Genomic DNA, 26,665 nt, shown 5'->3' with positions numbered 1-26,665 from the left:
GTCAACACGGCATACAATTGTGCATGTGCCGTTAGCGTGCGAATGGTAGCCGCTGGTATCCATTTAAAACATGGGGGATATCCCTTGCGACACCTCGAAGTTGTGCCAACATGATCGAATTCCAGCACGTATTCAAATCTTACGGACGTGGGCGAAATATTCTGGCGGACATCAATTTCCGCATCGAACCGGGCGAATTCGTCTTCGTGTCCGGACCGTCCGGTGCCGGCAAGTCCACATTGCTGAAGCTTATCGGCGGTCTCGAACCGCCCAGTCGTGGCACAGTGCATGTCAATGGCCATCGCATCGATAAAATGCCGGCCCGGGCACGACCCTATCTGCGTCGCGCCGTGGGTGTCATTCTTCAAGACACACATCTACTCTACGATCGGAACGCAATCAATAACGTGCTGCTCCCCCTGGCAGTAGCCGGACTGGAAACCCGCCTGGCGGGTACCCGAGCGCGCGCCGCCATGGAAAAGGTCGGTCTGTCGGGCAAGGAAGACCTCAATCCCGTGGAAATGTCGGGGGGTGAGCAACAGCGCCTGGCCATTGCACGCGCCATTGTCAATCGACCGGCCATCCTTATCGCCGATGAGCCCACCGCCAACCTGGACCAGGAAAGCGCGCGACGCATCATGGAAGTGTTCCGCGATTTCAATCGCGTGGGTGTGACCACATTGATCGCTTCGCATGACGGCGCCCTCATGGCGGCCTATGCATCGCGCACGCTACGCATCGACGCGGGACGATTCACCGATATACCGGGGGTAAAGTCATGAGCCGCTGGTTACGACAACATCGCTATGCCTGCATGGTGGCCTTGCGCCGCCTCTGGTCCCACCCCTTTTCATCCCTGTCGAACATCCTTGTCATTAGCCTGACACTGGCCATTCCCATTATTGCGGCATCGGTCCTGGTTTCCGCACAACCCGTCGTCAAACAACTGCCGGTTTCGCCTGAAGTTACCCTGTTCTTGCGACCCGGCGCCACACCAGACACAGCAACCCAGCTGGCGCGTCAGCTTCGCGAGGAACACCCGCAAGATATCCAGGCGGTCCGTGTGGTCGCACGCGAAGACGCGCTGAAAACGCTGAAGGCCAATCCGGCTTGGGCGGACGCGCTGTCGGTGCTGCCCAGCAACCCGTTGCCCCACGCCATCGTCGTGTCCCTTATCGAGAGCACAGACCTGGCTAAACAGGCCAATGCGCTTGCCCGTGAGTGGCGCCAGCTGGAGGCCGTCGATTCTGTGCAACTCGACAGCGAATGGGTCAGGCGCCTGGAAGCCATCCTTGGCTTTGTGCGCATAGGACTGGGCTTGCTGGCGCTGGGCGTGGCACTTGTGGTGCTCGCCACCGTTTTCAATACAGTACGCATGCAGGCTCTTACCCAGCGCGAGGAAATTGGTGTGGCGCGGCTGGTAGGGGCGACCGAATCGTTCGTGCGGCGCCCATTCCTTTACCTGGGGGCTTTGACGGGCGTGATTTCCAGCATTATGGCAATCCTGTTTTCCGCGCTGGCCCTGGTGCCGCTTAACGCGGCCCTGGCGCGGCTGGCTGACAGCTACGGCACGCAATTGATACTAAGCCTGCCCGACAGCATGAGCCTGGTGCTGGCGGTCGTGCTCATAGCCATATTGGCGGCCTTGTCGGCACGCTGGTCCGTAACACGCAATACGCGATTCTGATGAGTCTTAATAAAACGCCAGCGCTTTCGAGTCTGGCCTGTACGGTGGTGTATTGGCAGAAGCAGCACGGTCGGCACCATTTACCATGGCAGGGTACACAAGACCCATACCGGATATGGCTTTCGGAAATCATGTTGCAGCAAACCCAGGTCGCCACGGTAATAGGCTATTACGAGCGGTTCCTGTCCCGGTTTCCCGATATCGCGACACTGGCGCAAGCGCAGCAGGAAGACGTAATGCCTTATTGGGCGGGCCTGGGCTACTATGCCCGCGCCCGCAATCTGCATCGCTGCGCACAGGAACTGGCGACCAACTGGGATTGTCGTTTCCCTCCGACCCCCGAACAGATTGCCACGCTGCCTGGCATAGGGCGTTCGACGGCGGCAGCCATTGCCGCGTTCGCGTACGGCACGCGCAGCGCCATCATGGACGGAAACGTCAAGCGTGTCTTCACCCGTTACTTCGGCATCTACGGCGTGACCAGCCAACGTGAGACCGAGAAGCTCCTGTGGGATACGGCGCAAAGCGCCGTGGAGGCCGCGCCCGCCTCACTGGACATGGCGGCCTACACGCAAGGGCTGATGGACCTTGGCTCGCAATGCTGCATACGTGGGCGTCCTGACTGCGCGCGGTGTCCCTTGAAGGCAAATTGCTACGCCTATATACATGGGGTGCAGCAGCAACTCCCCACGCCCAAGCCACGAAAAGCGAGTCCCGAACGGGCGTGCAAGATGCTCGTTGTGCGATCGCATGACAGGATTCTGCTGGAGAAGCAAGTCTCGCCGGGCATCTGGGGAGGCCTGTGGAGTCTGCCCAGATACGACGATGCATCAGAAATCGACGCGGCCTGTCGCAACTTTGGCCAGGCCGGCGCAGCGCAGAAAATGGCTGGCTTGTTGCATGTATTCAGTCATTTCAAATTGCATATCGAACCATGGTATTTGCAATGCGACACCCTGCGGGTGACAGAAGCGGGCCAGGGCCAGGCCTGGATAGCCATCGAAGACCTGCCATCCACTGCACTCCCCGCGCCCATAAGGAAAATTCTGGATGGCCTGTTCAATCCACATGACAGGGCGCTGCCTGAATTTACTGACGCACCGGCCGATACCGGCTGATGCTCATCAGTATCCCGCAAGCCACTCCCAAGGTAAGGAGTGCGGTACCGCCATAGCTCATGAACGGCAGCGGAACACCCACGACCGGAAGAATGCCGGTGACCATACCGACGTTTACGAACACGTATACAAAGAACATCATGGACATGGCTCCGGCCAGCAGTCGCCCAAACTGTGTATGGGCGCGCATGGCTATGGCCAGACCGCGTACGATGAGCAAGCCATACAACACCAGCAGCATGATGCCGCCATACAGCCCGAACTCCTCCGCATATACGGCAAAGATGAAATCCGTGGTGCGTTCGGGAATGAAGTCCAGATGCGACTGCGTGCCCATCATGTAACCCTTTCCATACACACCGCCTGAACCGATGGCAATCATGGACTGTATCGTGTGGAAGCCTTTACCCAGGGGATCTGACCCGGGATCCAGCAAAGTGCAGACCCGGTATTTCTGATACTCATGCAACAACACCCAATCCACATCCGGCTGGCATATGACGTCTTCGTAGTACATCAAGCCGCCTATGCCCGTAACCATCAGCGCCGCAATGGGAACCAGCAATTTGAAGGACAAACCACCAAAGTAGATGACGCAAAAGCCGGATACGAATACCAATAACGCCGTGCCAAGGTCAGGCTGCATGACGATGAGTGAAAACGGAATGGCCAGCAGCACGCCCGCCACAAAAAAATCAATTATCTTCAAACTGCCCTGGTTGCGGTGAAAATACCAGGCCAGCATCAAAGGCACCGAAATTTTCAGCATCTCGGACGGCTGTATTCGCGCCACGCCAAGGTTCAGCCAACGGGTGGCACCCTTACTTGTCTCGCCAAAGAATTCCACACCCAGCAACAACACTACGCCCACGACGTAAAAGTAGGGGGCCAGACGCATCAGCATCGGGGGCGGAGTCAGCGCAGTGATCCAGAGAAATAGGAAGGCAATCAGGAAATTGCGCAACTGATCTGAGAATCGCCAGTCGGTTCCTCCAACAGCAGAATGCATTACCGTCATTCCGAGTACGGCCATCAGGATGACCAGGGCCAGCAAGGGCCAATCGAATGCGTTGAAGGCCTTGAATATCCACTGCGCTATTCGTTTCATCGAACATCCTGCAATCGAATCGGCGCCGCGGGGGTATCGGGCGGCGTGGTCACTTCGATATCAGCTGGATCGCTGTGCTGCGGTACGTCGGGCATATCTTCGGGACGCAGGATGGCATCCATCGACTCGCCGCTGGCGCCTTCTTCTTCGCTTCCCGGACTGTGTTCCAGCGGTGGCTCCACAGGAATACCTGGGTACCGTTCGCTGGCAAGACGCTCTGGCGACAACCAATAATCAAATACCTTGCGTGCCACCGGTGCCGCCACCGTAGCGCCCCAGCCGCCGTTCTCCACGATCAGCGCGACCGCAACCTGCGGATTCTCGACCGGCGCATAGGCCATGAATAAGGCGTGGTCCCGCAGGCGCTCTTGCACATCCGCGCTGTACTTGGCGCCTTTCAAGCTGTAAACCTGCGCCGTACCTGTTTTACCGGCCGCCTGATACGTTGCACCGGCAAATGCCCTGCGCCCTGTACCTTTGCGAATAACGTCCGCCATCGCATTGCGTATCACGGCAAGATTCTCTTGCTTGAGCGGTATTGTGTACGATGGCTGGGTCACTGTTCGTATCGTCTTCCCGCTTTGAGGGCTGGACACCAGGCTCACCAGATGAGGCTGCATGTAAGCGCCGTCATTGGCCAGTACTGCAGTTGCCTGCGCCAATTGCAGCAAGGTGAAGGAGTTATAGCCTTGGCCCACTGTCACAGACACCGTTTCGCCGGCATACCAGCGTTGCTGGGCCGGCTTTTTATACGCCTGGCGCTTCCATTCGGTGGAGGGCAGCACACCGCGACGCTCCCCCTCGAGGTCGATCCCGGTTATTTGGCCGAAGCCGAACTGCTTGCTGAAGTCGTGCAAGGCGTTCACGCCGATTTCAGGTCCCAGTGAAAAAAAGTAGGTATCCGACGACACGACGATCGCGCGATGCATGTCCGTGGGTCCGTATGCCGCGCCGCCTGCATTCCGGAAACGCTGACCGCCAAATTCGAAGTAGCCCGGATCCGGTATGCGCTGCGTGGCAGAACGTTTACCCAGTTCCAGTGCCGCCAGTCCTACAAACGGTTTATAGGTGGATCCGATCGGGTACGTGCCGTACAACGGCCTGTTTATGAGGGGGTGGTCGGGCGACTCGTTCAGTTTTCGCCAGTTCTCGACATCGATGCCGTCGATGAACAGATTAGGATCGAAAGAAGGTGCCGAGACGAAGGCCAATACGTCCCCGGTCGCCGGCTCGATAGCCACCAGCGCACCGCGGCGACCCTCGAATTGTTTCTCTGCCACCTTCTGAAGTTCGATGTCGATGGACAACACCAGGTTCGATCCCGGCACGGGGTCGACCCGGCTGAGCGTACGCACCGGTCGGCCGCTAGCGGTGACTTCCACTTCCTCGACTCCGGTGCGACCGTGCAGTGTCTCTTCCCAGGTCTTCTCTATGCCCTTTCTTCCTATTGTGTTGCTGCCACGATAATTCCCCAGCTTGCCGGCTTTCTCCAGCTCTTCGAGGTCTTTCTCGGAGATACGTCCCACATAGCCCAACACATGAGCAGCCGATTCACCTTGCGGGTACTCCCGTACCCACCGGGCACTGAGTTCCACGCCGGGAAACTTGTACGCATGCGCGGCGAACCACGATGCTTCAGTATCATTGAGGTTATTGCGCAGCAATATCGGCGTATACCGCCCTGTCTGATTCATCTGCTGCGTGAATCGACGCCTGTCGGTGGGGCTAAGATAGACCAGTTCCCCCAATGAATCGAGCATGGTCTTCATATCGGCTTCGACATTGGCGGGCACGACAGATAATGTGTAGTCGCGATAGTTCCTCGCCAGGATCACCCCATTGCGATCCGTAATTTCGCCACGTCGCGGAGGAATGGGAACGACAGCGATCCGATTCTGGTCGGCACGTGCCGCCAGGCCCTCGTAGCGTACGACCTGCAAATGCCATAGCCGGCCGGCCAGCACGCCGAAGCAAAGTATTGCCAACACGCCAGCTACGCAGACCCGGACAAACATCTTCCGCTTCTGGTTATGCGTGGTTTTCTTGAACTCGAACATAGGAAATGGTTACCGTCCCGCCAACTCAGGCCGAGCCTGACTCGGTCTCGTCCAGACGGCGCTGTGGCATGTGCAGCAACACATCCGCCAAGGGCCAAAGCATAGCGGTGAATAAGGCCGACCACAACCAGTCCCACCCCACCCATTCACCCGCAAGCCAGGAATGCGCCACCCGTGATACCGCTTCAGACAGCACAAAAACGGGAAGCATATGTATGGCCTGGACGATGGAGTTGAAGCGTTGCAACCTGCGGCTGAGCAGCAGTGAACCATAGGCCGCTACGCTGAAGGTGAGAGCCTGCTCTCCGAGCAGGGCGCCATCGTGCACGTCCATGAGCAGGCCTATGCAAAAGGCTGCAAGCATGTTCACCCGCCCGGGCTCATGAAGGCACCAGAATACGATCACCAACAACAGCAGATCCGGCGCGGGTTGCCACACTCGCCACGGTAACAGTGAAACCAGCCAGATCAGCAACAGCGTGAACCAGACGAAAAGAGGACTTGATGGTCGCTTGAACGGCGAGGCATCGATGGGCTCGAGCGAACTCAACGACGAGCGCCGCTGCCCGGCTACAGGGGCGCTACCGGTCGGCTTGCGAACCATTCTGAGGCCTCTCTTGAACAGGCTCGGACGGCGAAACATCGACGCGCAGAACCAGGAAATGACGATGCCTTTCCGGATGGGACAGTGGCGTGGCCACGGCCAAGGCAAAACCGGAAGCAGGGTCGCGATTGACGTGATCCACCTTTGCAACCGAGAGACCAGCGGGAAACAGGCCCCCAATGCCACTGGTGACCAGGACATCGCCTGGCTCGAGGTCGACGTCGGCAGTCAGATATCGAACTTCGAGCTTGCCGGTGATATTGCCACCAAATGCGATCAGCCGGAGTCCGCTGCGCAACACCTGTACCGGTATTGACACTTTCTCGTCAGTGAGCAACGCCGCTTCTGATGTGAAAGGCGTAACACGCACGATCTGTCCGACGATACCGCCTTCATCGATTACGGGCATGCCAGGCCGTATGCCGCTGGCCGAGCCTTTGTTGAAAACCAGATGGTGCGAGAAAGCGTTAGGGGGCTCGTAGAATACCTCGACCGCGACGGATGGCTGGGTGACCGTATCGGCGACATTGAGCAGGCGGCGCAATTGCTCATTTTCAGTCGCCAGTTGTGCAGCGTGGGTGGAGATCTGGGCCAGTTCGATGCGCTGGCGTTGCAAGGCTTCCCTCTCTGTTCGGGCCAATGCCGCCGCGTCGCTCCAGCTGCTTATATGCTCTATCGCATCGCGCGGCGCCATCATGATGCGTTGAAAGGGATACAGGACCACCGAAATGGCTTGCCGGGCCGGATCCAGGACCCGCCAGCGCACATCGACAATCAGCAGGCTCAGGGAAAGGACCACAAACACAAACAGGCGCAACTCCGCGGTAGGACCGCGTTTGAATAGCCTGATCGTGCTATTTTCTTGCATGGGATAATCGCAAAGCGCCTTGATCTGCCCAGCGCACACCAAGAGGCACAGGGATCTTTACTGTACGAGCTTAGTCGTAAATGAAAACCGTGCCCAGCCGCTCAAGGTGCTCGAGCGCCTCACCGCAGCCGCGCACGACGCAGGTGAGGGGGTCATCAGCCACTACCACCGGTAAGCCGGTCTCTTCCTGGAGCAGACGATCGAGGTCGCGCAATAGCGCCCCGCCCCCGGTCAGGGCAATACCCTTGTCGGTGATGTCGGCGCCCAGTTCCGGCGGCGTCTGTTCCAGGGCCGTCTTGACCGCGGAAACAATCTGATTGAGCGGGTCAGTGAGGGACTCGAGGATCTCGTTTGAAGAGACCGTGAAACTGCGTGGCACGCCTTCGGACAGATTGCGTCCCTTGACTTCGATTTCCCGGATTTCAGAACCAGGAAATGCAGATCCGATTTCCTTCTTGATGAGCTCGGCCGTGGGTTCGCCGATGAGCATGCCGTAGTTGCGACGAATGTAATTGATGATGGATTCGTCGAATTTGTCGCCGCCTACGCGGACCGAACCCTTATAGACCATGCCACCTAACGAGATAATGGCCACTTCCGTGGTGCCACCGCCAATATCAACCACCATGGAACCGCTGGCGTCGGACACACCCAGGCCTGCACCAATGGCCGCTGCCATGGGTTCTTCAATGAGGTACACCTGGCTGGCTCCGGCGCCCAGCGCCGACTCACGGATAGCCCGCCGCTCGACCTGCGTAGAGCCGCAGGGAACGCAAACGATGATACGCGGACTGGGCGCAAACATGCTGCGTGGGTGCACCATGCGTATGAACTGCTTGAGCATTTGCTCGGTCACAGTGAAATCGGCGATTACGCCGTCTTTCATCGGACGAATCGCCTCGATATTGCCCGGGACGCGGCCCAGCATCTGTTTGGCTTCACGACCCACTGCCTGGATGATTTTCTTACCGTTGGGTCCGCCTTCGTGGCGAATGGCGACGACCGAAGGCTCGTCAAGCACAATGCCCTTGCCGCGAACATAAATTAACGTATTGGCAGTACCGAGATCGATCGCCATATCGGTGGAAAAGTAACTACGCAGGAATCCGAACATGGGCGCTCAGTGAAATCAAGATTGAAAAAACAGATAATTCGCACGTTTGTTCCGCGGATGCGAAATGCCATAAGTTGGCCAACGAATTAAACCGACAATGATAACTTATAATTGACCCTCGTTAAGGTCGAATAACAGCATATTATGTTCTGTAACCAGTCGGTCTCCGTAGCTGTTGCAAGTTAATACAATCATTCCGGCGCCGGCTCTCTCATTAAGAAATTCATGTCAATTACTCAGCAAGATGTAGCGCGTATAGCGCGGCTGGCACGTATCCAGCTTTCACCAAACGACGTTGCACATGCCCAGGCCGATCTGGACGAAATGCTAGGCTTGATCGAACAATTGCAGGCGGTCGACACCACCGATGTCGTACCCATGGCGCACCCCCTATCCGCACACCAGGATATTATGTTGCGCCTGCGTCCCGACGTCGCAGCGCCAACCAATACGCTCGCCCAGCGTCAGGCACTGATGGTGAATTCGCCAGCGGAAGAAGACGGCCTGTTCCTGGTGCCTACGGTAATCGAGTAAAAAATGTCAAGTACACCTCTGCACTCCGAATTCGATAGTATTGCGTCCTTGCGCAGCGCCTTGCAGGCGCGCAAGCTGAGTGCTCGCGAACTGGCTATTAGCGCGCTCGATGCCGCTCAACGTCGTAGCGATCTGAATGCATTTCTACACCTGGATCGTGATCTGACCCTTGCGCAGGCCGATACGGCTGACAGGCTGCTTGCGACAGGAAAAAGCACCGCCCTTACCGGCATACCCATCGCCCACAAAGACGTATTCGTCACGCAACATTGGCGTACTACGGCTGCCAGCAAGATGCTGGCGACCTATGTCAGCCCGTTCGATGCAACCGTCGTAAGCAAGCTTCAGGCTGCCGGCGCAGTCTCGCTGGGCAAACTGAATTGCGATGAATTCGCCATGGGTTCCGGCAACGAAAACTCGGCATTCGGTGTCGTCAGGAATCCCTGGGACGCCACAGCCGTTCCAGGCGGCTCGTCAGGCGGTTCGGCAGCGGCGGTCGCCGCAAGCCTGGTCATGGCTGCCACCGGCACCGACACGGGCGGGTCGGTGCGTCAACCGGCGGCCTTGTGCGGTGTGAGCGGCATCAAGCCCACATACGGTACGATTTCCCGCTACGGCATGATTGCCTACGGATCCAGCCTGGACCAGGCCGGCCCTATCGCTCGCCATGCCAGAGACCTGCTCGATCTGCTTGACACCATGAGCGGGTTCGATCCGCGTGATTCGACCAGCCTCGAAATCTGTGACGGCGCGGCCAACGAGCCGGGACGCATCCGCGGCGACTTCGACGCGGTCGTGAACGACCAACAGGCCGCTGGCGACCAACCTCTGAAAGGCTTGCGCATAGGCGTGCCCACGGAGTTCTTGAATGGTGGCCTGGCAGCGGACGTGGCAGCCGCAGTGGAAGCGGCAGTCAAGACCTTTGAGTCCCTCGGGGCCCGCCGCGTCAGCATATCGCTGCCGCGCACGGCATTATCCATACCCACCTATTACGTCATCGCGCCTGCCGAGGCGTCAAGCAATCTGTCACGCTACGACGGGGTTCGCTATGGCCACCGTGCAGAGCAATACCGCGACCTGGCCGAGATGACCAGCCGCTCGCGCACTGAAGGCTTCGGGCCCGAAGTTCTGCGCCGGATCATGGTTGGCACCTATGTACTGTCCCATGGCTATTACGACGCCTATTATCTGCAGGCACAACGGGTGCGCCGCATGATCGCCAATGATTTCCAGCAGGCCTTCGCCGATCACTGCGACGTCATCATGGGGCCGGTGACTCCGAGCGTAGCTCGGCATATCGGCGACAACAAGGAAGATCCCACCGCAGACTGGCTGGCCGATGTCTACACTCTGGGCGTCAGCCTGGCCGGCCTGCCGGCCATGTCCATTCCCTGCGGCTTCGGCAGCCCACAACGCCCCCTGCCGATCGGGCTGCAAATTATCGGCAACTATTTCAGGGAAGGTCAGCTTCTGGCCATTGCCGACCGCTTCCAGCAAGTTACCGACTGGCACCAACGCAAACCAGGACAAGCATAATGGAATGGGAAATCGTCATCGGGCTGGAAACGCATACGCAGCTTTCCACCCAATCCAAGATTTTTTCTAACAGCACCACCGAATTCGGGGCGGCTCCCAACACTCAGGCCAATGAAGTCGATATGGCGCTGCCGGGCAGTCTGCCGGTCATGAACAAAGGCGCCGTCGAACGCGCGATCCAGTTCGGCCTTGCAGTCGGTGCAAACATCGAACCCCGCTCAATATTTGCCCGCAAGAATTATTTCTATCCCGATCTTCCTAAGAATTACCAAATCAGTCAGTTCGAGATTCCGGTGGTGCAAGGCGGGACGATCAGTTTCTTTGTCGGTGAAGAAGAGAAAACCGTCAATCTGACGCGCGCCCATCTTGAAGAAGATGCGGGAAAATCGCTGCACGAGAATTTCACGGGCCCCCATGGTGAGTCGTCCACCGGCATCGATCTGAACAGGGCCGGCACGCCGCTCCTCGAGATCGTCTCCGAACCCGAAATGCGCTCGGCCGCCGAGGCCGTGGCCTACGCTCGCGCGCTCCATGGCCTGGTGGTCTGGCTGGGCATTTGCGACGGCAACATGCAAGAAGGCTCGTTCCGCATTGACGCCAACGTATCGGTGCGTCCGAAAGGCCAGAACGAACTGGGAACGCGCAGCGAAGTCAAGAACGTCAACTCCTTCCGTTTCCTGGAACGGGCCATTCAGTATGAAGTCCGCCGCCAGATCGAACTTATCGAAGATGGCGGCAAGGTGGTGCAAGAGACCCGCCTGTACGACTCCGAGCGTGACGAAACACGCAGTATGCGAAGCAAGGAAGACGCTCACGACTACCGCTATTTCCCGGACCCCGATCTGCCACCATTGGTGATTGCACCCGATTGGATAGCCCGTGTCAGGGACGCCATGCCAGAGCTTCCTGCCCAGAAGCGTCTACGTTTTGAACAGGAGCTGGGTCTCAGTTCATACGACGCCGCCCAGCTCACCACAAGCCGGGCCAGCGCGACCTATTTCGAAGAGTTGGCAGGCAAGCTGCCAGACGGTCAAGCCAAGCTCGCCGCCAACTGGGTACTCGGAGAACTCTCCGCAGCCCTCAACCGCGATGAGATCGACATCGATCAAAGCCACATTAAGCCCGCCGCGATGGCGGCGCTGCTTGCGCGCATTGCAGATGGCACCATTTCAAACAAAATGGCGCGCGATGTCTTCGCCGCTATGTGGTCGGGCGAAAACGGCGGCGATCCAGACGCGATCATCGAAGCCCGGGGACTGAAGCAAATCAGCGACAGTGGCGCCATCGGGACGATGATCGATGACGTTCTGGCAGCGAATCCAGCCACCGTTGAAGAGTACCGGGCCGGCAAGCAAAAAGCCTTCAACTCCCTGGTCGGACAGGTCATGAAAGCAGCCAAGGGCAAAGCCAACCCGCAGCAGGTCAATGACATGCTCAAGGAAAAGCTGAGGTAAAAATGACGCCAGGTTTTGGGCCATCAGGCCGCCTGGCGCATCCTCTTGCTTAAACGCCGTACCGGGCCCTGTATGCTGTTACCGCGTCGCGGTGTTCGGCAAGGCGGCTATCGTTTTCCAATAGTGCCATGATATCGGTCAATGAGGCGATGCTGACCACCGGAATCCCATAGGTGCGCGCCACGTCCTGTACCGCCGAGTGTGCCGACAAGGCATCGTCAGGACCCGCGCGCTCCATGCGATCCAACGCAATCAGCACAGCGGCAGGCTGCGCGCCTGCCTTACGAATGATTTCCACCGATTCCCGCACGGACGTGCCGGCTGTGATGACATCGTCGATGATCACGACCTTGCCTTGCAAGGGTGCTCCTACCAGGATTCCGCCTTCGCCGTGATCCTTCACCTCTTTGCGATTGAACGCAAAGGGTACGTCGCGCCCGCCCATTCCGGGATGATTGGCCAGCGCCACGGCAGTTGCGGTCGCCAACGGTATCCCTTTATAAGCGGGGCCAAACAGCATGTCGAAACCGACATCCGACGCTACGAGGGCCTGCGCGTAGAACTGGGCAAGGCTGCCCACGGAAAGGCCTGTATTGAACAATCCGGCATTGAAGAAATAGGGGCTTATTCGTCCTGACTTGACTTTGAATTGGCCAAACTTCAAAACGCCTTGTTCCAGGGAAAAACGCACAAAATCAGTGCGATAAGAAGGTTGGATCATAATCTTGCGGATATCGGAAAACCGATATTATCGGTCATAACCGGGGATCGCCCAGTGCTTCGGTGACGAAATCGATGAAAGTCCGCACCTTAGGCGTAAGGTATTTGCGGCTGGTGTACGTGGCGTACAGTTCGCGGGGAGCCTGGTGATATTGCGGCAGCACCTGAATCAGGTGCCCCGCCGCCAAGTCATCGTCCACCAACCAGCCCGGCATATACCCGATGCCGACGCCCGCGCGAACAGCATGGTACGAATACGTGGAGTCGTCAGACCTCATCACCGGATTCAACCGAATCAACACTTTCCCCTTAGGGCCGTCAAACTCGAAGCCTTCCGAACCCAAATAACTGGGCAGGATACCTCCGTAGTTGGCAAGGGCGGAGATGGTCTCCGGCACGCCGAAGCTATCGAAATAGCCCGGCGTAGCCACCAGATAAAAATGGATTGCACAAATCTTGCGTACTATCAGATGCGGTGATGGATCCCGCGTGACACGCAATGCCAGGTCATACCCTTCGGCAGCCAAATCCACTTTACGATTGGAAAACCGCAAATCAAGTATGACGTCTGGATACCGTTTCTGATAGGCAGCAAGCACACCCACCACACGTGGATTCGCAAACCACACGGGCGCGGTGATTTTCAGATTGCCCCGCGGCGCCTCCACGCTGCTGCCTATCGTGGCCGCAGCAAGTTCCAGCATTTCCAATGCGCTGCGGCATTGCTCTAAGTACAGGGAGCCAGCCTCGGTCAGGCTGACGCGGCGGCTCGTACGATTGAGCAAGCGCACACCGAGCTCGCGTTCCAAATGAGCCAGATGCTTGCTGACCATAGGCGCGGAAAGCGAAAGCCGGTCAGCCGCGCCCACAAAGCTGCCGGCATCCGCTATTTCACAAAATACCCTAAGGCTCAGCAAGGTGTCCATTGTTTCCCATATGGAAATGAATCGTTAATAAATCCTGCGTATATTTCTTTTTGCTATTCTATTAAACTTTGTTGCGATAGATCATTGACGTACTCACCAACATACTTACTGGACCATTATGACGACCAATTCTTGCACAATCTGGACCCCTCGCGTACTTAGTATTCTGCGCATAGTCAGCGGTTATTGCCTGCTATGGCACGGCACTTCCAAGTTCTTTGGCTTTCCCGGGCCGGCCATTGACAACCTGCAGATATTCTCGATGATGGGTGTTGCAGGACTGATTGAGTTGATCGCAGGCGTACTGTTGATCATCGGACTGTTCACTCGCGGCGCTGCATTTATTGCATCCGGCTTTACGGCAGCCGCCTACTTCATTGGCCATGTCGCCACGAATGGCAATTTGTTTTTTCCCGCTATGAATGGCGGCGAGGCAGCTGTCTTGTTCAGTTTCATCTTCCTATACATCGCCGTTGCCGGTGCAGGTCCATGGAGCATAGACGCCATGCGCAGAAATTCGCATTAATCCGGCGCCTCCACCACTAATCCGGCCGCCAGGCCGGACTTATGGATATCACTATGAAATTGCCTGTCTACTTTATTTCGCACGGCGGGGGACCGTGGCCGTACATTCCGGCGATGCAGGCCAGCAATGCGGCTCTTGCTGCGTCATTGGTCGACATCCCCGCCCAACTGGGGCGCAAGCCCAAGGCCATCCTAATGGTGTCTGCACACTGGGAGACCCATGGAGTCTTCGGTATAACCGCTCATCCGCGGCCGCCGATGATTTATGACTACTACGGCTTTCCAGAGAACACCTACCAGGTTCAATACCCAGCGCCGGGGTCACCGGAGCTGGCCGGGCGCGTACAGCAATTATTGTCTTCCGCCGGTTTGCCGGTTGTCGCCGATACGCAACGTGGCTACGATCACGGCGCTTTTGTGCCAGCCTTCGTCATGTATCCGCAGGCAGACGTGCCGATGATACAACTGTCCATCGACGCCGGATACGATCCTGCCTTGCACCTTTCCTTGGGCCGCGCCCTCTCCCCTCTCCGCGACGAGGATGTACTGATCATCGGCAGCGGGCTGAGCTACCACAATCTGCGGCAAATCTACGGAGGTGGGGCGGCAGCATCGGCCCAGTTCGACGCATGGCTGCAACATGCCTTGCTCGCCTCGCCGACGCAGCAGCGTGCGGCACTGCTGCAAAACTGGGAAACCGCAGCATCAGCCCGACTTGCTCATCCGCGCGAAGACCACCTGATCCCTCTCATGGTGGCCGTCGGCGCCGCCGAACATGATAAGGCCAGCTGCATTTATCATGAGAGCCAGGCATTTGCTGGAATCACAGCCTCGAGCTTTCGGTTCGACGCCGCTGCCTGAAGCATCAGCGTTTCTTGATACAGGACTTCCGGCCACTTCAACGGGCAAAAAGGTTAAAGTCTCAACTTCATCAGATTCCAGAGTACTACAATGCTACGAGTGATATCCGCCAATCTCAATGGCATTCGTTCGGCCGCCAACAAGGGTTTCCTGGAATGGATCCCAGGCCAGAATGCAGACTTCATCTGCATGCAGGAACTCAAGGCGCAAGTCGACAACATGACGGTGGAGATGCTGAATCCACAAGATTATTACGGCTACTTCCACTATGCCGAAAAGAAGGGCTATAGCGGGGTGGGCGTGTACGCGCGCACGCAGCCGTTGCAAGTCATTGAGGGCCTGGGGGTGCCCGAGATCGATGCCGAGGGCCGCTACCTGGAACTGGTGTACGACAAACTGTCGGTCATCTCGCTGTATTTGCCATCGGGCTCCAGCGGCGACCATCGCCAGTCCGCCAAATATGCGTTCATGGAACATTTTATCGACCACCTTGCGACCCTGGCCAAATGTGGACGGCAGGTCATACTGTGCGGCGACTGGAATATTGCGCATAAAGAAATCGACCTCAAGAACTGGAAGGGCAATCTGAAAAACAGCGGCTTTCTGCCCGAGGAACGCGCATGGCTGACCAAAGTTCTGGATGAACTGGGTTGGGTCGATGTCTATCGCCATCTTTATCCGGATGCCACCGGCGACGCTTACACATGGTGGAGCAACCGTGGTCAGGCCTGGGCCAAGAACGTCGGTTGGCGCATCGACTACCAGATTGCCACTCCCGATATCGCAGCGACGGCGACACAGGCGTCAATTTATAAAGAGCACCGATTCAGCGACCATGCCCCGCTTATCATCGAATACAACTGGAACGCCTGAATGCCACGCTGGCCATCTGGCTAATGGCGAGGGTTTTCGTTACTATCGACGACGTGGTTACCGATGGTATCATTTTGCCATGCGTTCCAACACCATGGCAGATGAAAGCAACCAAGTCCGAACCCTACTTCCGTTCGACTCAGAGGCTGCCGACGAACGCTACGATGCCCTTACCCGAATCGCCCGTCGTCACATGGGGGTCACAACGGCCGCCATTACGTTGCTCGACGGTAACCGCCACATCCAGCGCTCCTGTAGCGGACCTACGTTCGGGACATCGTTGCAACGCGTTGCCCTCATCGCCGAACTTGCCGACAACGAAGCCACATTGGCAGTACCTGACACTTTGGCGGACAATCGTTATCGCCATCACCCTTTGGTCATTCAGAGCCCTTTCATCCGTTTTTTCGCCATCTGCGCCATGCGGGACACCGATGGAGCGCGCCTTGGCACTTTATGTTTGATCCATGACCGCCCACGGCAATTCGATAACGACGAATTTGAGGCATTGCAGGATATCGGCCGCCTCGCGACGCTGGTTGTCAGGCAATACCATTCTCCATCAACGCCGACCGAGAGCGCACACAGGATGGCACTGGCCATAGACGGCAGCGGAATAGGCATATGGGACCGAAATGTCCAGACGAACGAAATCCACTATTCGGTCGGCTGGAAGGCAATCCTGGGCTATAGCGATTCAGAGATCGGCAATCGGATCACCGACAGTTACAAACGCGTCCATCCCGATGACCTCTCCTATGTGCAAGCCACGATACAAGCACATTTCGACTTGAAGACGACCAGCTACGAAGTAGAGCATCGTCTTCGGTGCAAAGATGGAAGCTACAAATGGGTATCGAGCCGCGGCAAAGTAGTCAGCCGCGATATGGACGGGAAGCCATTGCGTATGATAGGCACTACAACTGACATCACCGCACTGCGCGCGTTGTCGAACACGCTACAAGAAACCGTCGACTTGATGACCAGCCTGACCGATGAAGTGCCGGGCCTGGTGTTCCAGTATCGCCGGTTCCCGGATAAAAAGACTTTCTTCTCCTATGCCAGCGCAGGCATCAAGGATATATACGAGATCGATGCGGCACAGGTAGCAAGCAGTGCGGACATTCTGGACACAATCATTCATCCCGAAGACCTGGCCGCCTATCACTCCTCACTGGAAGAGTCGGCAGCTCGCCTGGAACCCTGGCAATTCGACTACCGGGTGGTGTTACCCAAGCAAGGCCTGCGCTGGCGCCACGGTAGTGCACACCCGCAACGAATGATCGATGGCAGCACTACATTGCATGGTTTTATTACCGACGTGACGGATCGCAAACGTGCAGAGTCGGAACTGCAAATATTTGCATCTACCGATTTTCTGACGCAATTGCCCAACCGCCGTCATTTCATGGTTGAACTGGAAGCGGAACTGGCAAGAATGCGTCGCTACAAAGGCAAATCGGCCGCTATACTCATGTGCGACCTTGATCATTTCAAATCCATCAATGACAAGTGGGGACATAACGTTGGCGATCTGGCTCTTAGGCATTTTGCAAACCTTCTGCGCGCTGAATTGCGTAACACTGACGTGGCCGGTCGGTTAGGCGGCGAAGAATTTGCCGTCATGCTGCGTTGTACCGAATCGGATGAAGCAGGGTGTTTCGCGGAGCGGGTGCAGTTACGGCTTATGGAAACGCCTTTGATTACAGCGGACTACACGATCAGCCTCACTGTAAGCATAGGCATATCAGCCGCGAATGGAGATGATCATGACGCCAGTAGCCCCCTGTCTCGTAGCGACACCGCGCTTTATCGGGCCAAGACGGCGGGTCGCAACCGTATCGAACATTTCTGACAGACAACTACCGACGGACGGCCGACAATGAAAACTATCCATTATTATCTCTCACCCAAATCGCCTTGGACCTATCTGGGCCACGATAGACTGCTGGATCTGGCCCGGCGTCATGAAGCCGTCGTGCTGCCCAAGCCTATGGACCTGGGCAGCATCTTCCCGGTATCCGGCGGACTGCCCCTCGATAAACGACCGCCACAACGGCAGGCGTATCGCATCACGGAACTGAAGCGTTGGTCGGAATTCTTGGGCATGCCTCTTACTATTCATCCGAAATTCTTCCCTGTCGACGATGTTCCTGCCGCGAAAATGGTGACGGCGGCCATAAGGGCTGGCGACAATGATGGCGCATTAAAGCTGACTGGCGCCCTATTGCGTGCGGTGTGGGCCGAGGAGCGAAATATTGCAGACCCCAAGACGCTGGTTGAAATAGGAAATGAATGCGGCCTGGACGGCTCGGGCTTATATGCCGGACGCGAATCCGCGTCCGATTTATACCGGCAACATACTAAAGATGCCATGGAATTGCAGGTATTCGGCGCCCCCTGGTATGAGTACCGCGGCGTATCCTATTGGGGTCAAGATCGGCTGGAATTTCTGGGCCGGGCGCTGGAACAAGACTGAACAGCCACACCGCAAACGTGCCGGTCTCATTGTTTATTCCTAATAGCGCAATAGTGTTCGACTATCCCCCTGGGAGTTCTAGCGATTGTTGCTTAAATCAGAATTGACTATACGGAAATCTAGGGTTTATCCCTAGGCCTGGCTGATAGATACTGAGTTCACCGAAAAACGCCGTACATGTATACAGCGGCGTCGATTCGATCCTACCTTTTTATTGGAGCTCAGTATGAAAACCCTTGTTACAGCATTAATGATTTCCGCCGGTATGTTTGCCAGTGCCGCCCAGGCTGCCGATGATTCTTACCTATCACGGGCCGAGGTAATAGCCGATTTGCAGCAAGCCAGATCGGCTGGCTTGATCAGCACCGGTGAACTGGACTACCCACCCGCGCTCAATTCAACGAGCGCGAAAGACCGCTCGCAAGTTGAAGCCGAACTCGCCGCTGCGATCGAGGCAGGTCAAATACCTGTTGGGGAAGGCGCTTATCCGCCCGTAACAGCGGCGGAAAGCTCGAAGTCCCGCGCCCAGGTCAAGGCAGAATTGTTCGACTACGCTTCTTCCCATCCAGGCGATTACGTGGAAGCATAATCGGCGAAAGCCGCCGCCAGGAATTGGCGGGCTTGACATGACAGAGACGAATGGTCGATGCCCGCCTATCGCCATTCGTCGCGGTAAACAAACTTGGGCATCTGCCAATTGAAGCGCAGTGCCAGTAGCCGGAAGACAAGACCGACCAGCATGGCACCGACCATGGAGGCATTCAGGTTCGCACCAAAATGTTGGCTGCCAATGAACAGCCCACCCGTCACCACCGACACGCTCGCGTACAGCTCCTTGCGCAGCAGCAATGGAATGTCGTTGCAAAGCACGTCCCGCAGTACGCCCCCCGCACACCCAGTGATCATGCCGCTGACCAACACGACTGTTATGGGAAGTTGCATCCCCAACGCCACCTGGCAGCCTATCACGGTGAAGACGACCAGCCCCAAGGCATCCAGCAGAAGAAACAGCCGATGCAAATGGCGCATGACGGGCGCCGCAAGCGCAGTCAGCAATGCGGCAGCGGCCGTTATCCATAGATACTCGGGGTGCATCACCCACGTCAGCGGATAATGACCTAGCAGAACATCACGGACCGACCCGCCACCGAGCGCCGTCACGCAGGCGATGATGCACACGCCGATCCAATCCATGTCGCGCCGCCCTGCGGCCAGCGCTGCCGTCATGGCTTCAGCCGTAATGGCTATTAGGTACAAGGCAAGCAGCATGTCAGCGCACCGTTTCGAGCGCGTCGATTTCAACCCGGCGCATGCGAAGCAGGATCAGGCCCGGCAACCCAATAAACACAGTAATCACAAAGAACCCCGGCCATCCTATGGATTCCACCAACGGTGGCGTCAGCGGACCGGCAAGGTAGGTACGCCCGACCGCCGACAATGCGGACAGCAAGGCGAACTGGGTCGCTGAAAACTCCTGCTTGCACAGCGCCATGAGCAGCGCCACGAACGCCGCGGTTCCTAAACCGCCGCATAAATTCTCGACACCCACTACCAGCGCCATGGAATAAATATGGGGAGGTGTAACAGCCAGGACCCAATAACCAAAATTGGACAAGGCCTGCAAGAGGCCGAACAACATCAACGATCGGTACAAACCCAGGCGGGTCATCAGGCCCCCGCCAGCCAGCGCGCCGACTATCGTGGCAGCCAGTCCAAACGCTTTGTTGACCGCCCCAACCTCGGTGCCAGTAAACCCGGCGCCTCGCAAAAGAAAGGTCGTGGACAAGGCCCCCGCAAAGGCATCGCCCAATTTGTACAACACAATAAGCAGCAAAATGCTCAACGCACCGGGCCGTTTGAAAAATTCGAGCAGCGGCTCGACAACAGCAATGGCAAGCGTCCTGGGCGCGCGTGCAACGACTTCCGGCTCAGGGGCGAGCAAGGTGGCAATCGCACACAAGGCCATGAGAGCACCCATGACGAGATAGGTATTGCTCCAGCCCAGCCATTGATCCGCCAGTACCAGCGCCAGGCCGCCCGATACGATCATGGCAAGGCGGTAGCCCAGCACCTTTAACGCCGCGCCCGCAGCGCGCTCTTCTTTGCGCAGCACGTCCGTGCTGTAAGCATCAAATGCAATATCCTGCGTTGCCGATAAAAATGCGACCAATACGGCAAGCATCGCCAATACCATCAGATTATCGGACGGCGAATAAAAGCCCATGGCTCCAATGACTACCCCGAGAAGAATCTGCGTGACGAAGATCCAGCTGCGGCGGCGTCCCAACATAGTCGGTGCATAGCGATCAACCAGGGGTGCCCACAAAAACTTCAGTGTGTAGGCCGTTCCGATGAGTGTGAGGAAACCGATATTCTGCAGCGATACGCCCGAGAGCGTTGCCCAGGCCTGCAAGGTGCCACCAGTGAGCGCCAAAGGCAGGCCACTGGCAAATCCGAGCACCAATAGCGGGATGACACGAGGACTGCCATAAACGTTGATAAACGAAGCGATGGTAGTCCTCTTTAATCTGGTGTTTCGAAACGGTACACCGCCAGCGTGCTGCGCCAGCTGGGCAGAAACTTGACTTCCCTGTTACCGTTGAACGTTGCAAGGTGAGTGATGCGCAACCTGAGTGCCGAGGCAAGGTCTTCGAAATCCTTGAGTGTGCACAAGTGGATGTTGGGCGTATCGAACCACTGATACGGCATCTCGCCCGTGACAGGCATGCGTCCAGACAATATTGACCAACCATGCGGCCAATAGCCGAAATTCGGAAACGACACGATGCCAAAACGGGCCACGCGCGCCATTTCGCGAAGTATGTGCTCTGTATGATGCATCGATTGAAGCGTCTGTGACAACACTACGGTATCGAACTGTTGATCGTCGAATAGAGCCAGCCCTTCTTCCAGGTTCTGCTGGATTACCTGCACGCCACGCCGCACCGACGCAATCACCAGTTCATCACTGAGTTCCACGCCCACGCCGGTAACATTCTTGTTGTTCTGCAGGTAAGCCAAAAGCGTTCCGTCGCCGCAACCTAGATCCAGGACACGACTTTCCGGTTCGATCCAGCTGGCGATCCGTTTTAGGTCCGCCCTGACATGCTTGGGCGCCACGCTGACTTCGGTCACTTGAGCACCCCTGTGGTTTGAATGCGTTCTGCAAGTCCAAGCCTGGCCGCAATACGGTCATAGTACCCCTGTATCACAGCATGGTAGCGGGGATCGTCCAGCAGAAATGCGTCATGGCCGTGCGGTGCGTCGATTTCCGCATACGTCACGGGCCGCTTGTTCTTCAATAAGGCGCGCACTATTTCGCGGGAACGGGCGGGTGGAAAACGCCAATCGGTGCTGAAAGAGATGAGCAGAAAATCGGCCTGGACCTTCTCCATCGCACGCACCAGGTCGCCGCCATGGCTGCGCGCGGGGTCGAAGTAGTCCAGCGCCCGCGTGATCAGCAAATATGTGTTGGCATCAAAATACGTGGAAAACTTCTCGCCCTGATAACGCAGATAGGACTCCACCTCGAATTCGACATCGTAGCCGTAATGGAACTCGCCGTTGTCGGCCGGCGCTCGTTGGGTGCGCCCGAACTTCTGGGCCATGTCGTCGTCCGACAGGTAGGTAATGTGTCCGACCATGCGTGCCACCGAAAGACCATGACGAGGCACTGTGTGGTGCGCGTAGTAATTTCCGCCATGGAAATCCGGATCACTGATGATCGAGCGGCGCGCCACTTCGTTAAAACCGATATTCTGGGCCGACAGACGCGGAGTGCTGGCGATGACGATGCAGTGGCCAATACGTTCCGGACAGGTAATCGCCCAGCTCAAGGCTTGCATCCCGCCCAATGAACCGCCCATGACGGCTGCAAGCTTGTCGATGCCGAAGCGGTCTGCCAGACGTGCCTGCGCCTGTACCCAATCCTCGACAGTCAACATTGGAAAGGCCGCAGCCCAGGGCTGTCCTGTGTCCGGATTGATACTGGCCGGTCCGGTCGAGCCGAAACATGAACCAATGTTATTGACGCCAATGACAAAAAACCTGTCGGTGTCAACAGCTTTTCCTGGTCCGACCATGTTGTCCCACCAGCCTATGTCTTTCGGGTCATCTGCCGATATACCGGCGACATGATGCGAAGCATTCAAGGCATGGCATATCAACACGGCGTTGCTGCGCTCGGCATTCAGCGTGCCATACGTTTCCACCGCGAGCTCGTAGCGAGGCAGGACCTGACCGCTGCTTAAATGCAGCGGCTCGTCGAAGGCAATACGTTGAGGTGCCACGACGCCCACTGAGCCAGGTGGCACGACGACTTGATGCGCAGGATGATCGGTGGCGACGGGATGGATAGCAGAAACAACAGATGTGGATATAGCGGCCATATGGACCTCTTTAGCTGGATTTATGAGGCGCCCGCAAGCAGATCAAGCAAATCGGCGCTCTGTAGAAACATAATTTTATCACTGTTGAAGGACGTGTCCACCGCGCTGCGCTCCTAAATACCACTGCCCTTCGTCCGGTTATTTTCATGAAAAATGAAAATAATTGATACATTTGGCTGTAAATCCCATAGAAAAATCTCATACCAATAGGATTCACAGTGCATGAAACCACTAACTGAACGCGAACTTACTTGCCTACGGTGGGCGGCAGTCGGCAAGACCAGCTGGGAAATGGGAGTCATCCTGGGCTTGACCGAGCGCACGGTCAATTTTCATGTTCATAACGCCTGCCAGAAACTTGGCGTGCACGGCCGCCAGGCAGCCATTACGGTGGCGTTCCAGTCCGGCCTGATGACGGCGACGCTTGCCGAACCACTTCCAGGCTTTGCAGGAACTGGGCGGCCTGCTGTTGCGGAAACGTTGCCTGATCAGCCGTCACAATACCCTCGATCAATGCGTGCGCTGTCAGCCAAACAATAACTTGCATCCGTACGCGCCCCTGGGGCGATGCGCCTTCGATAACAAAGGGGACACCCTCTTTCGGCAGTTCGACGGGCTCTGCAACGCCCAGGTTGCGATGAAGTGAGCCGACCACCGACAACGCAAATCTTCGTGCCAGCTCCGGGTTTTGGCGCAATGATTCGGGTAGCGGCGCATAAGCCACGGCAAATACAGCCTTATCCACCGTGGCAGTTGCCAGGTTGAATGGAACCTCGTGGCCCGAGTACGTCAAAGGCCGTTGCTGGGCAAGGGGGCGGTCGGGGAAAAAAGCTTTCACGGCACCATCGGCGACGGTGACCTCGCGCCAGTTATAGTTGGGCGTACATCCCGCCAGCACGGCCACCAGCATCACTAACAATCCAAAACGCATTAACACCAGACCCCTCAGGTAAAATCGGCAACGACAACGACTTCTAAAATAAAGATACCTTGTAATGATCTCATCTAATCAACGCCTCGTCTTGCTGGGTCAAAACCGGCACGCCCTCAAATATATGTTGCGCGGTATCGAGAAAGAAGGACTGCGTGTCGATGGACAAGGAAAGCTCGCCACCACGCCTCACCCCAAGAGCCTGGGCTCGGCGCTTACCAATGAACGGATCACCACCGATTACTCCGAAGCATTGCTCGAACTCATCACCGGGACGCACGACACCGTCGAAGGCTTGCTGGCCGAGCTCGAAACGACACACCAGTTTGTTGCCCAGCAATTGCGGGACGAGCTGATCTGGAATCAATCCATGCCCGCAACGCTGCCGACTGAACGCGATATCCCAATCGCCTGGTATGGCACGTCGAACACAGGCATGCTCAAGCATGTCTACCGGCGTGGTCTGGCGGAACGTTACGGGAAAGCGATGCAGTGCATTGCAGGGGTTCATTACAATTTTTCCCTGCCTGATTCGATCTGGCAAATTATCGGCACGCCTGGGTCGTCCCCGGAAGACCAGCGGTCGCAAGGCTATCTTGGCCTAATTCGCAACTTTACCCGTTATTCGTGGCTGCTGATGTACTTGTTTGGCGCCTCCCCGGCCGTTTCGCGGAGTTTCATGCGGGGCATGGATCATTCTTTGCACACGCTGGACGCCGACACATTCTATTTGCCCCATGCCACCAGCCTGCGCATGAGCGACATCGGGTACCAGAACAAGGCGCAATCCGACCTACAGTTATGCTACAACGATCTCGATACCTTCCTGGAACGACTCTATACGGCTGTAACAACACCCTGGCCCGACTACGTCAAGATTGGAACTCACCGGAATGGCGAGTGGATCCAGTTGAACACCAACATCCTGCAAATCGAAAACGAGTTCTACTCCAACATCCGCCCCAAGCGCACTACAAGTCGGTGTGAGCGGCCCGCGACGGCCTTGGCCGAACGCGGCGTGCAATACATCGAAGTCCGCTGCCTGGACATTGACCCCACTACACCCATTGGCATTTCGGCAACGACCAGCCGCTTCATGGATGCCTTCCTGTTATTTTGCGCCATCGAAGAAAGCCCACTGTTTCCAAACAATGGCTACTGTCGGGACAGCCACGACAACTTCAGCCTGGTATCGAAGGAAGGTCGCAAACCTGGCGCCATGCTGGTCAAACAGAACAAGCCAATTTCGCTTGTGGCCTGGGGTGAAGAACTGCTCGAGCGCATTGCACCCTATGCAAAACTGCTGGATGAAACGCATGACGGAGTCCAATATGCCCAGGCCGTCGAGAGCCAAACTGAAAAGATACGCGACAGCCAGCAGACGCCATCGGCCTTGCTATTAGCCCAATTGCGCGAGCATGGTGCAAGCCTTCATGACTACTCGCTGGAACAAAGTCGGAGACATCATGAAACGCTGCGTGCCGAAGCCCTGAGCTCCAGCACGCTTCAGGAATACGAAACGATTGTTCGCAATTCCGTAATCGAACAACAACACCTGGAAAGGAGCGACACCGAAGACTTTTCCAGTTATGTGGCGCGCTACCACGCCGCTCTCAGGCGCCCGGTCAGGCAGCAATCGTAAGGTCAGCCAGAATTACGGCATTGCGCGTAAGTGTTCTATCAGGATTACAGTACCGATTCCAATCAGAATGATGCCGCCGATCACTTCGGCGCGACGGCCCACCACGGCGCCCAGGACCCGCCCCAGCATGACACCAAAAGTGACCATTACCAAGGTCGTGATGCCCACCGCGGCGGCGACCGGAATAATGCCTATGTCGAGAAAGGCCAGACCCACCCCGACGGCCATGGCATCGATGCTGGTAGCGAAGCCGGTCAGGGCCAGCAGCCAGAAGGAATGCTTGGCCGGTCTACCCTCGGGCACGGTGGTATCCGCCATACAGGCATTGCGTATCATGAGTACACCCAGGCCGGAAAGCAGAACGAAAGCTATCCAATGATCCCAGGCGGATACATAGGGCGCAGCGGCACGTCCCAGGCCCCATCCGACGATAGGAGTGGCAGCCTCGATAACGCCAAATATGACGCCAGTCTTGAGCGCTTCGGTAAAACGAGGTTTATGCAGGGCCGCGCCCTTGCCCACCGCCGCGGCGAACGCGTCTGTGGACATGGCGAAAGCCAGTAATACAACGGATGCTAGATTCACTGGAAAGCTTCCTGGCCGGGCGACGAATCCATGACATGCCCGCGCGCCCGACCGAATGCGCAGGTATGCCCATGGTCTCGCCAAGCCAGACATGGCTGCCAGCGCCACGGCACGTGAAGGTGCCGAGAATGTTGACGCGGGCGCTTCCGGGGCCGGAAGCAGACTACTCCCCAAATGACCAGAGGAGTGTAGCATGGGAGGCCAATTGGATATGGCCATACTGCACGGAGAGTTGAGTCACCCCATCCCACTATTCTCGCGTCGTCATCGTGCGCCTAGCCCAGGCCTGGGAGCGATATAAGGATACGGAGGTCCCAGTGGCTACGGTATGGCGACTACGTATCCAGACAGATGGGCGACACGAACCCCAGGATGTTTTTTAGGGTGTACGCAAGGTGGATCGATGGTGAGGCGAGTGTCAGAGAAAAGGCCAGAATGGACGCATTATGTGCGTCACCCACCAAAGCACTGGCCTCGATGTGATTCGGCCAACTTTTCCCAAAGATGTCCTAAAGAACACCTGAATCGGGCTCTTCATCATTAACGGGGGACGCCGACATTCATTAGACTTGTTTTTGCGACGAAACACGTTTAATGGAAGCAATGCCGATGTCCCCAGTAAATTCTATCTTAGGAATCAGAGATTTATTAATTG

Annotated in this window: 26 protein-coding genes, 1 pseudogene and 1 riboswitch; of the genes and pseudogenes, 14 read left to right on the top strand and 13 right to left on the bottom strand. The window is 56.9% G+C overall.

All coding sequences use genetic code 11. The features are described from left to right. Positions 1-110: 110 nt before the first annotated feature. From CR155_RS04585 to mutY, 3 genes are read left to right on the top strand one after another with little or no spacing between them, the layout of a single operon-like run. The gene (locus CR155_RS04585) at positions 111-782 is read left to right on the top strand and encodes a cell division ATP-binding protein FtsE (protein WP_102068831.1); all 672 of its coding nucleotides are present in this window, start codon (positions 111-113) and stop codon (positions 780-782) included. Continuing rightward, a complete protein-coding gene (locus tag CR155_RS04580) occupies positions 779-1,687 on the top strand; it encodes a cell division protein FtsX (RefSeq protein ID WP_102068830.1) in 909 nt (302 codons plus the stop codon). The genes CR155_RS04585 and CR155_RS04580 overlap by 4 nt, the downstream gene beginning before the upstream one ends. Next, a complete protein-coding gene (gene mutY, locus CR155_RS04575; protein WP_102068829.1) occupies positions 1,687-2,805 on the top strand; it encodes an A/G-specific adenine glycosylase in 1,119 nt (372 codons plus the stop codon). The genes CR155_RS04580 and mutY overlap by 1 nt, the downstream gene beginning before the upstream one ends. Here the strand turns inward: mutY and rodA are convergent. From rodA to CR155_RS04550, 5 genes are all read right to left on the bottom strand, one after another. After that, entirely contained in the window at positions 2,777-3,913 is a 1,137-nt protein-coding gene (gene rodA, locus CR155_RS04570) for a rod shape-determining protein RodA (protein ID WP_102068828.1), read from the bottom strand. The genes mutY and rodA overlap by 29 nt on opposite strands. Then, entirely contained in the window at positions 3,910-5,970 is a 2,061-nt protein-coding gene (gene mrdA / locus CR155_RS04565; protein WP_102068827.1) for a penicillin-binding protein 2, read from the bottom strand. Before mrdA ends, rodA begins: the two co-directional genes overlap by 4 nt. Positions 5,971-5,995: 25 nt before the next feature. Further along, positions 5,996-6,574, bottom strand: a complete 579-nt coding sequence (gene mreD, locus CR155_RS04560; protein WP_102068826.1) for a rod shape-determining protein MreD — start codon at positions 6,572-6,574, stop codon at positions 5,996-5,998. Continuing rightward, positions 6,552-7,442, bottom strand: coding sequence for a rod shape-determining protein MreC (gene mreC, locus CR155_RS04555; protein WP_102068825.1), 891 nt, complete (start codon positions 7,440-7,442; stop codon positions 6,552-6,554). Before mreC ends, mreD begins: the two co-directional genes overlap by 23 nt. Before the next feature lie 70 nt (positions 7,443-7,512). Further along, entirely contained in the window at positions 7,513-8,556 is a 1,044-nt protein-coding gene (locus CR155_RS04550; protein WP_102068824.1) for a rod shape-determining protein, read from the bottom strand. A gap of 225 nt (positions 8,557-8,781) precedes the next feature. On the opposite strand from CR155_RS04550, the gene gatC reads away from it, so the two are divergent. From gatC to gatB, 3 genes are read left to right on the top strand one after another with little or no spacing between them, the layout of a single operon-like run. Continuing rightward, positions 8,782-9,090, top strand: coding sequence for an Asp-tRNA(Asn)/Glu-tRNA(Gln) amidotransferase subunit GatC (gene gatC / locus CR155_RS04545; protein WP_102068823.1), 309 nt, complete (start codon positions 8,782-8,784; stop codon positions 9,088-9,090). Between the two features lie 3 nt (positions 9,091-9,093). Further along, positions 9,094-10,626: an Asp-tRNA(Asn)/Glu-tRNA(Gln) amidotransferase subunit GatA gene (gene gatA, locus CR155_RS04540; RefSeq protein WP_102068822.1), complete on the top strand. Its 1,533-nt coding sequence runs from the start codon at positions 9,094-9,096 to the stop codon at positions 10,624-10,626. Continuing rightward, entirely contained in the window at positions 10,626-12,080 is a 1,455-nt protein-coding gene (gatB, locus tag CR155_RS04535) for an Asp-tRNA(Asn)/Glu-tRNA(Gln) amidotransferase subunit GatB (RefSeq protein WP_102068821.1), read from the top strand. Before gatA ends, gatB begins: the two co-directional genes overlap by 1 nt. A gap of 49 nt (positions 12,081-12,129) precedes the next feature. Here gatB and pyrE read toward each other — a convergent pair whose 3' ends face one another. Continuing rightward, positions 12,130-12,801: an orotate phosphoribosyltransferase gene (gene pyrE, locus CR155_RS04530; protein WP_102068820.1), complete on the bottom strand. Its 672-nt coding sequence runs from the start codon at positions 12,799-12,801 to the stop codon at positions 12,130-12,132. Positions 12,802-12,835: 34 nt separating this feature from the next. Further along, positions 12,836-13,726, bottom strand: coding sequence for a LysR family transcriptional regulator (locus CR155_RS04525; RefSeq protein WP_102068819.1), 891 nt, complete (start codon positions 13,724-13,726; stop codon positions 12,836-12,838). Between the two features lie 118 nt (positions 13,727-13,844). Between CR155_RS04525 and CR155_RS04520 the strand changes: the two genes are divergently transcribed. From CR155_RS04520 to CR155_RS04495, 6 genes are all read left to right on the top strand, one after another. Next, the gene (locus CR155_RS04520) at positions 13,845-14,252 is read left to right on the top strand and encodes a DoxX family protein (RefSeq protein ID WP_102068818.1); all 408 of its coding nucleotides are present in this window, start codon (positions 13,845-13,847) and stop codon (positions 14,250-14,252) included. Positions 14,253-14,305: 53 nt separating this feature from the next. After that, complete coding sequence (locus CR155_RS04515; RefSeq protein WP_102068817.1) at positions 14,306-15,112, top strand: DODA-type extradiol aromatic ring-opening family dioxygenase; 807 nt, start codon at positions 14,306-14,308, stop codon at positions 15,110-15,112. Between the two features lie 90 nt (positions 15,113-15,202). Beyond that, entirely contained in the window at positions 15,203-15,985 is a 783-nt protein-coding gene (locus tag CR155_RS04510; RefSeq protein WP_102068816.1) for an exodeoxyribonuclease III, read from the top strand. 79 nt (positions 15,986-16,064) lie between these two features. Continuing rightward, positions 16,065-17,840 (top strand): sensor domain-containing diguanylate cyclase, encoded by a 1,776-nt coding sequence (locus tag CR155_RS04505; protein ID WP_233213908.1) that lies wholly within the window; start codon positions 16,065-16,067, stop codon positions 17,838-17,840. A gap of 27 nt (positions 17,841-17,867) precedes the next feature. After that, a complete protein-coding gene (locus CR155_RS04500; RefSeq protein ID WP_102068815.1) occupies positions 17,868-18,464 on the top strand; it encodes a 2-hydroxychromene-2-carboxylate isomerase in 597 nt (198 codons plus the stop codon). Between the two features lie 226 nt (positions 18,465-18,690). After that, the gene (locus CR155_RS04495) at positions 18,691-19,053 is read left to right on the top strand and encodes a DUF4148 domain-containing protein (RefSeq protein WP_102068814.1); all 363 of its coding nucleotides are present in this window, start codon (positions 18,691-18,693) and stop codon (positions 19,051-19,053) included. Positions 19,054-19,118: 65 nt separating this feature from the next. Here the strand turns inward: CR155_RS04495 and CR155_RS04490 are convergent, their stop codons facing one another. Genes CR155_RS04490 through metX form a run of 4 tightly spaced genes read right to left on the bottom strand, consistent with a single transcriptional unit; the run spans position 19,119 to position 22,852 of the window. Beyond that, positions 19,119-19,733, bottom strand: coding sequence for a trimeric intracellular cation channel family protein (locus tag CR155_RS04490; protein ID WP_102068813.1), 615 nt, complete (start codon positions 19,731-19,733; stop codon positions 19,119-19,121). A 1-nt stretch (position 19,734) separates the two neighbouring features. Next, positions 19,735-20,976, bottom strand: coding sequence for a muropeptide transporter (locus CR155_RS04485; RefSeq protein ID WP_102068812.1), 1,242 nt, complete (start codon positions 20,974-20,976; stop codon positions 19,735-19,737). 11 nt (positions 20,977-20,987) lie between these two features. After that, complete coding sequence (gene metW / locus CR155_RS04480) at positions 20,988-21,599, bottom strand: methionine biosynthesis protein MetW (RefSeq protein ID WP_102068811.1); 612 nt, start codon at positions 21,597-21,599, stop codon at positions 20,988-20,990. Further along, positions 21,596-22,852, bottom strand: coding sequence for a homoserine O-succinyltransferase MetX (gene metX, locus CR155_RS04475; RefSeq protein WP_102068810.1), 1,257 nt, complete (start codon positions 22,850-22,852; stop codon positions 21,596-21,598). Before metX ends, metW begins: the two co-directional genes overlap by 4 nt. Positions 22,853-23,074: 222 nt before the next feature. Between metX and CR155_RS20985 the strand changes: the two are divergent. After that, positions 23,075-23,188 (top strand): annotated as a pseudogene (locus CR155_RS20985) (helix-turn-helix domain-containing protein); the annotation flags it as partial. Positions 23,189-23,237: 49 nt separating this feature from the next. Here CR155_RS20985 and CR155_RS20980 read toward each other — a convergent pair. Then, the gene (locus CR155_RS20980) at positions 23,238-23,783 is read right to left on the bottom strand and encodes a hypothetical protein (protein WP_233213965.1); all 546 of its coding nucleotides are present in this window, start codon (positions 23,781-23,783) and stop codon (positions 23,238-23,240) included. A gap of 64 nt (positions 23,784-23,847) precedes the next feature. Here CR155_RS20980 and gshA point away from each other — a divergent pair, with 64 nt between their 5' ends. Next, on the top strand, positions 23,848-25,425 hold the full coding sequence (gene gshA, locus CR155_RS04465; protein WP_102068808.1) for a glutamate--cysteine ligase: 1,578 nt from the start codon (positions 23,848-23,850) through the stop codon (positions 25,423-25,425). Positions 25,426-25,437: 12 nt separating this feature from the next. Here the strand turns inward: gshA and mntP are convergent, their stop codons facing one another. Further along, positions 25,438-26,010 carry a manganese efflux pump MntP gene (gene mntP / locus CR155_RS04460; protein ID WP_102068807.1) on the bottom strand — a complete coding sequence of 191 codons (573 nt, stop codon included), beginning with the start codon at positions 26,008-26,010 and terminating at the stop codon, positions 25,438-25,440. A gap of 25 nt (positions 26,011-26,035) precedes the next feature. Next, positions 26,036-26,195, bottom strand: a riboswitch (yybP-ykoY riboswitch). Positions 26,196-26,665: the final 470 nt, after the last annotated feature.

The organism is Pollutimonas nitritireducens (assembly GCF_002849615.1).
GTDB classification, from domain to species: domain Bacteria; phylum Pseudomonadota; class Gammaproteobacteria; order Burkholderiales; family Burkholderiaceae_B; genus Pollutimonas; species Pollutimonas nitritireducens.
Note: the sequence above shows the minus strand (reverse complement) of the source record. Positions and strands in the feature narration are given on the sequence as shown.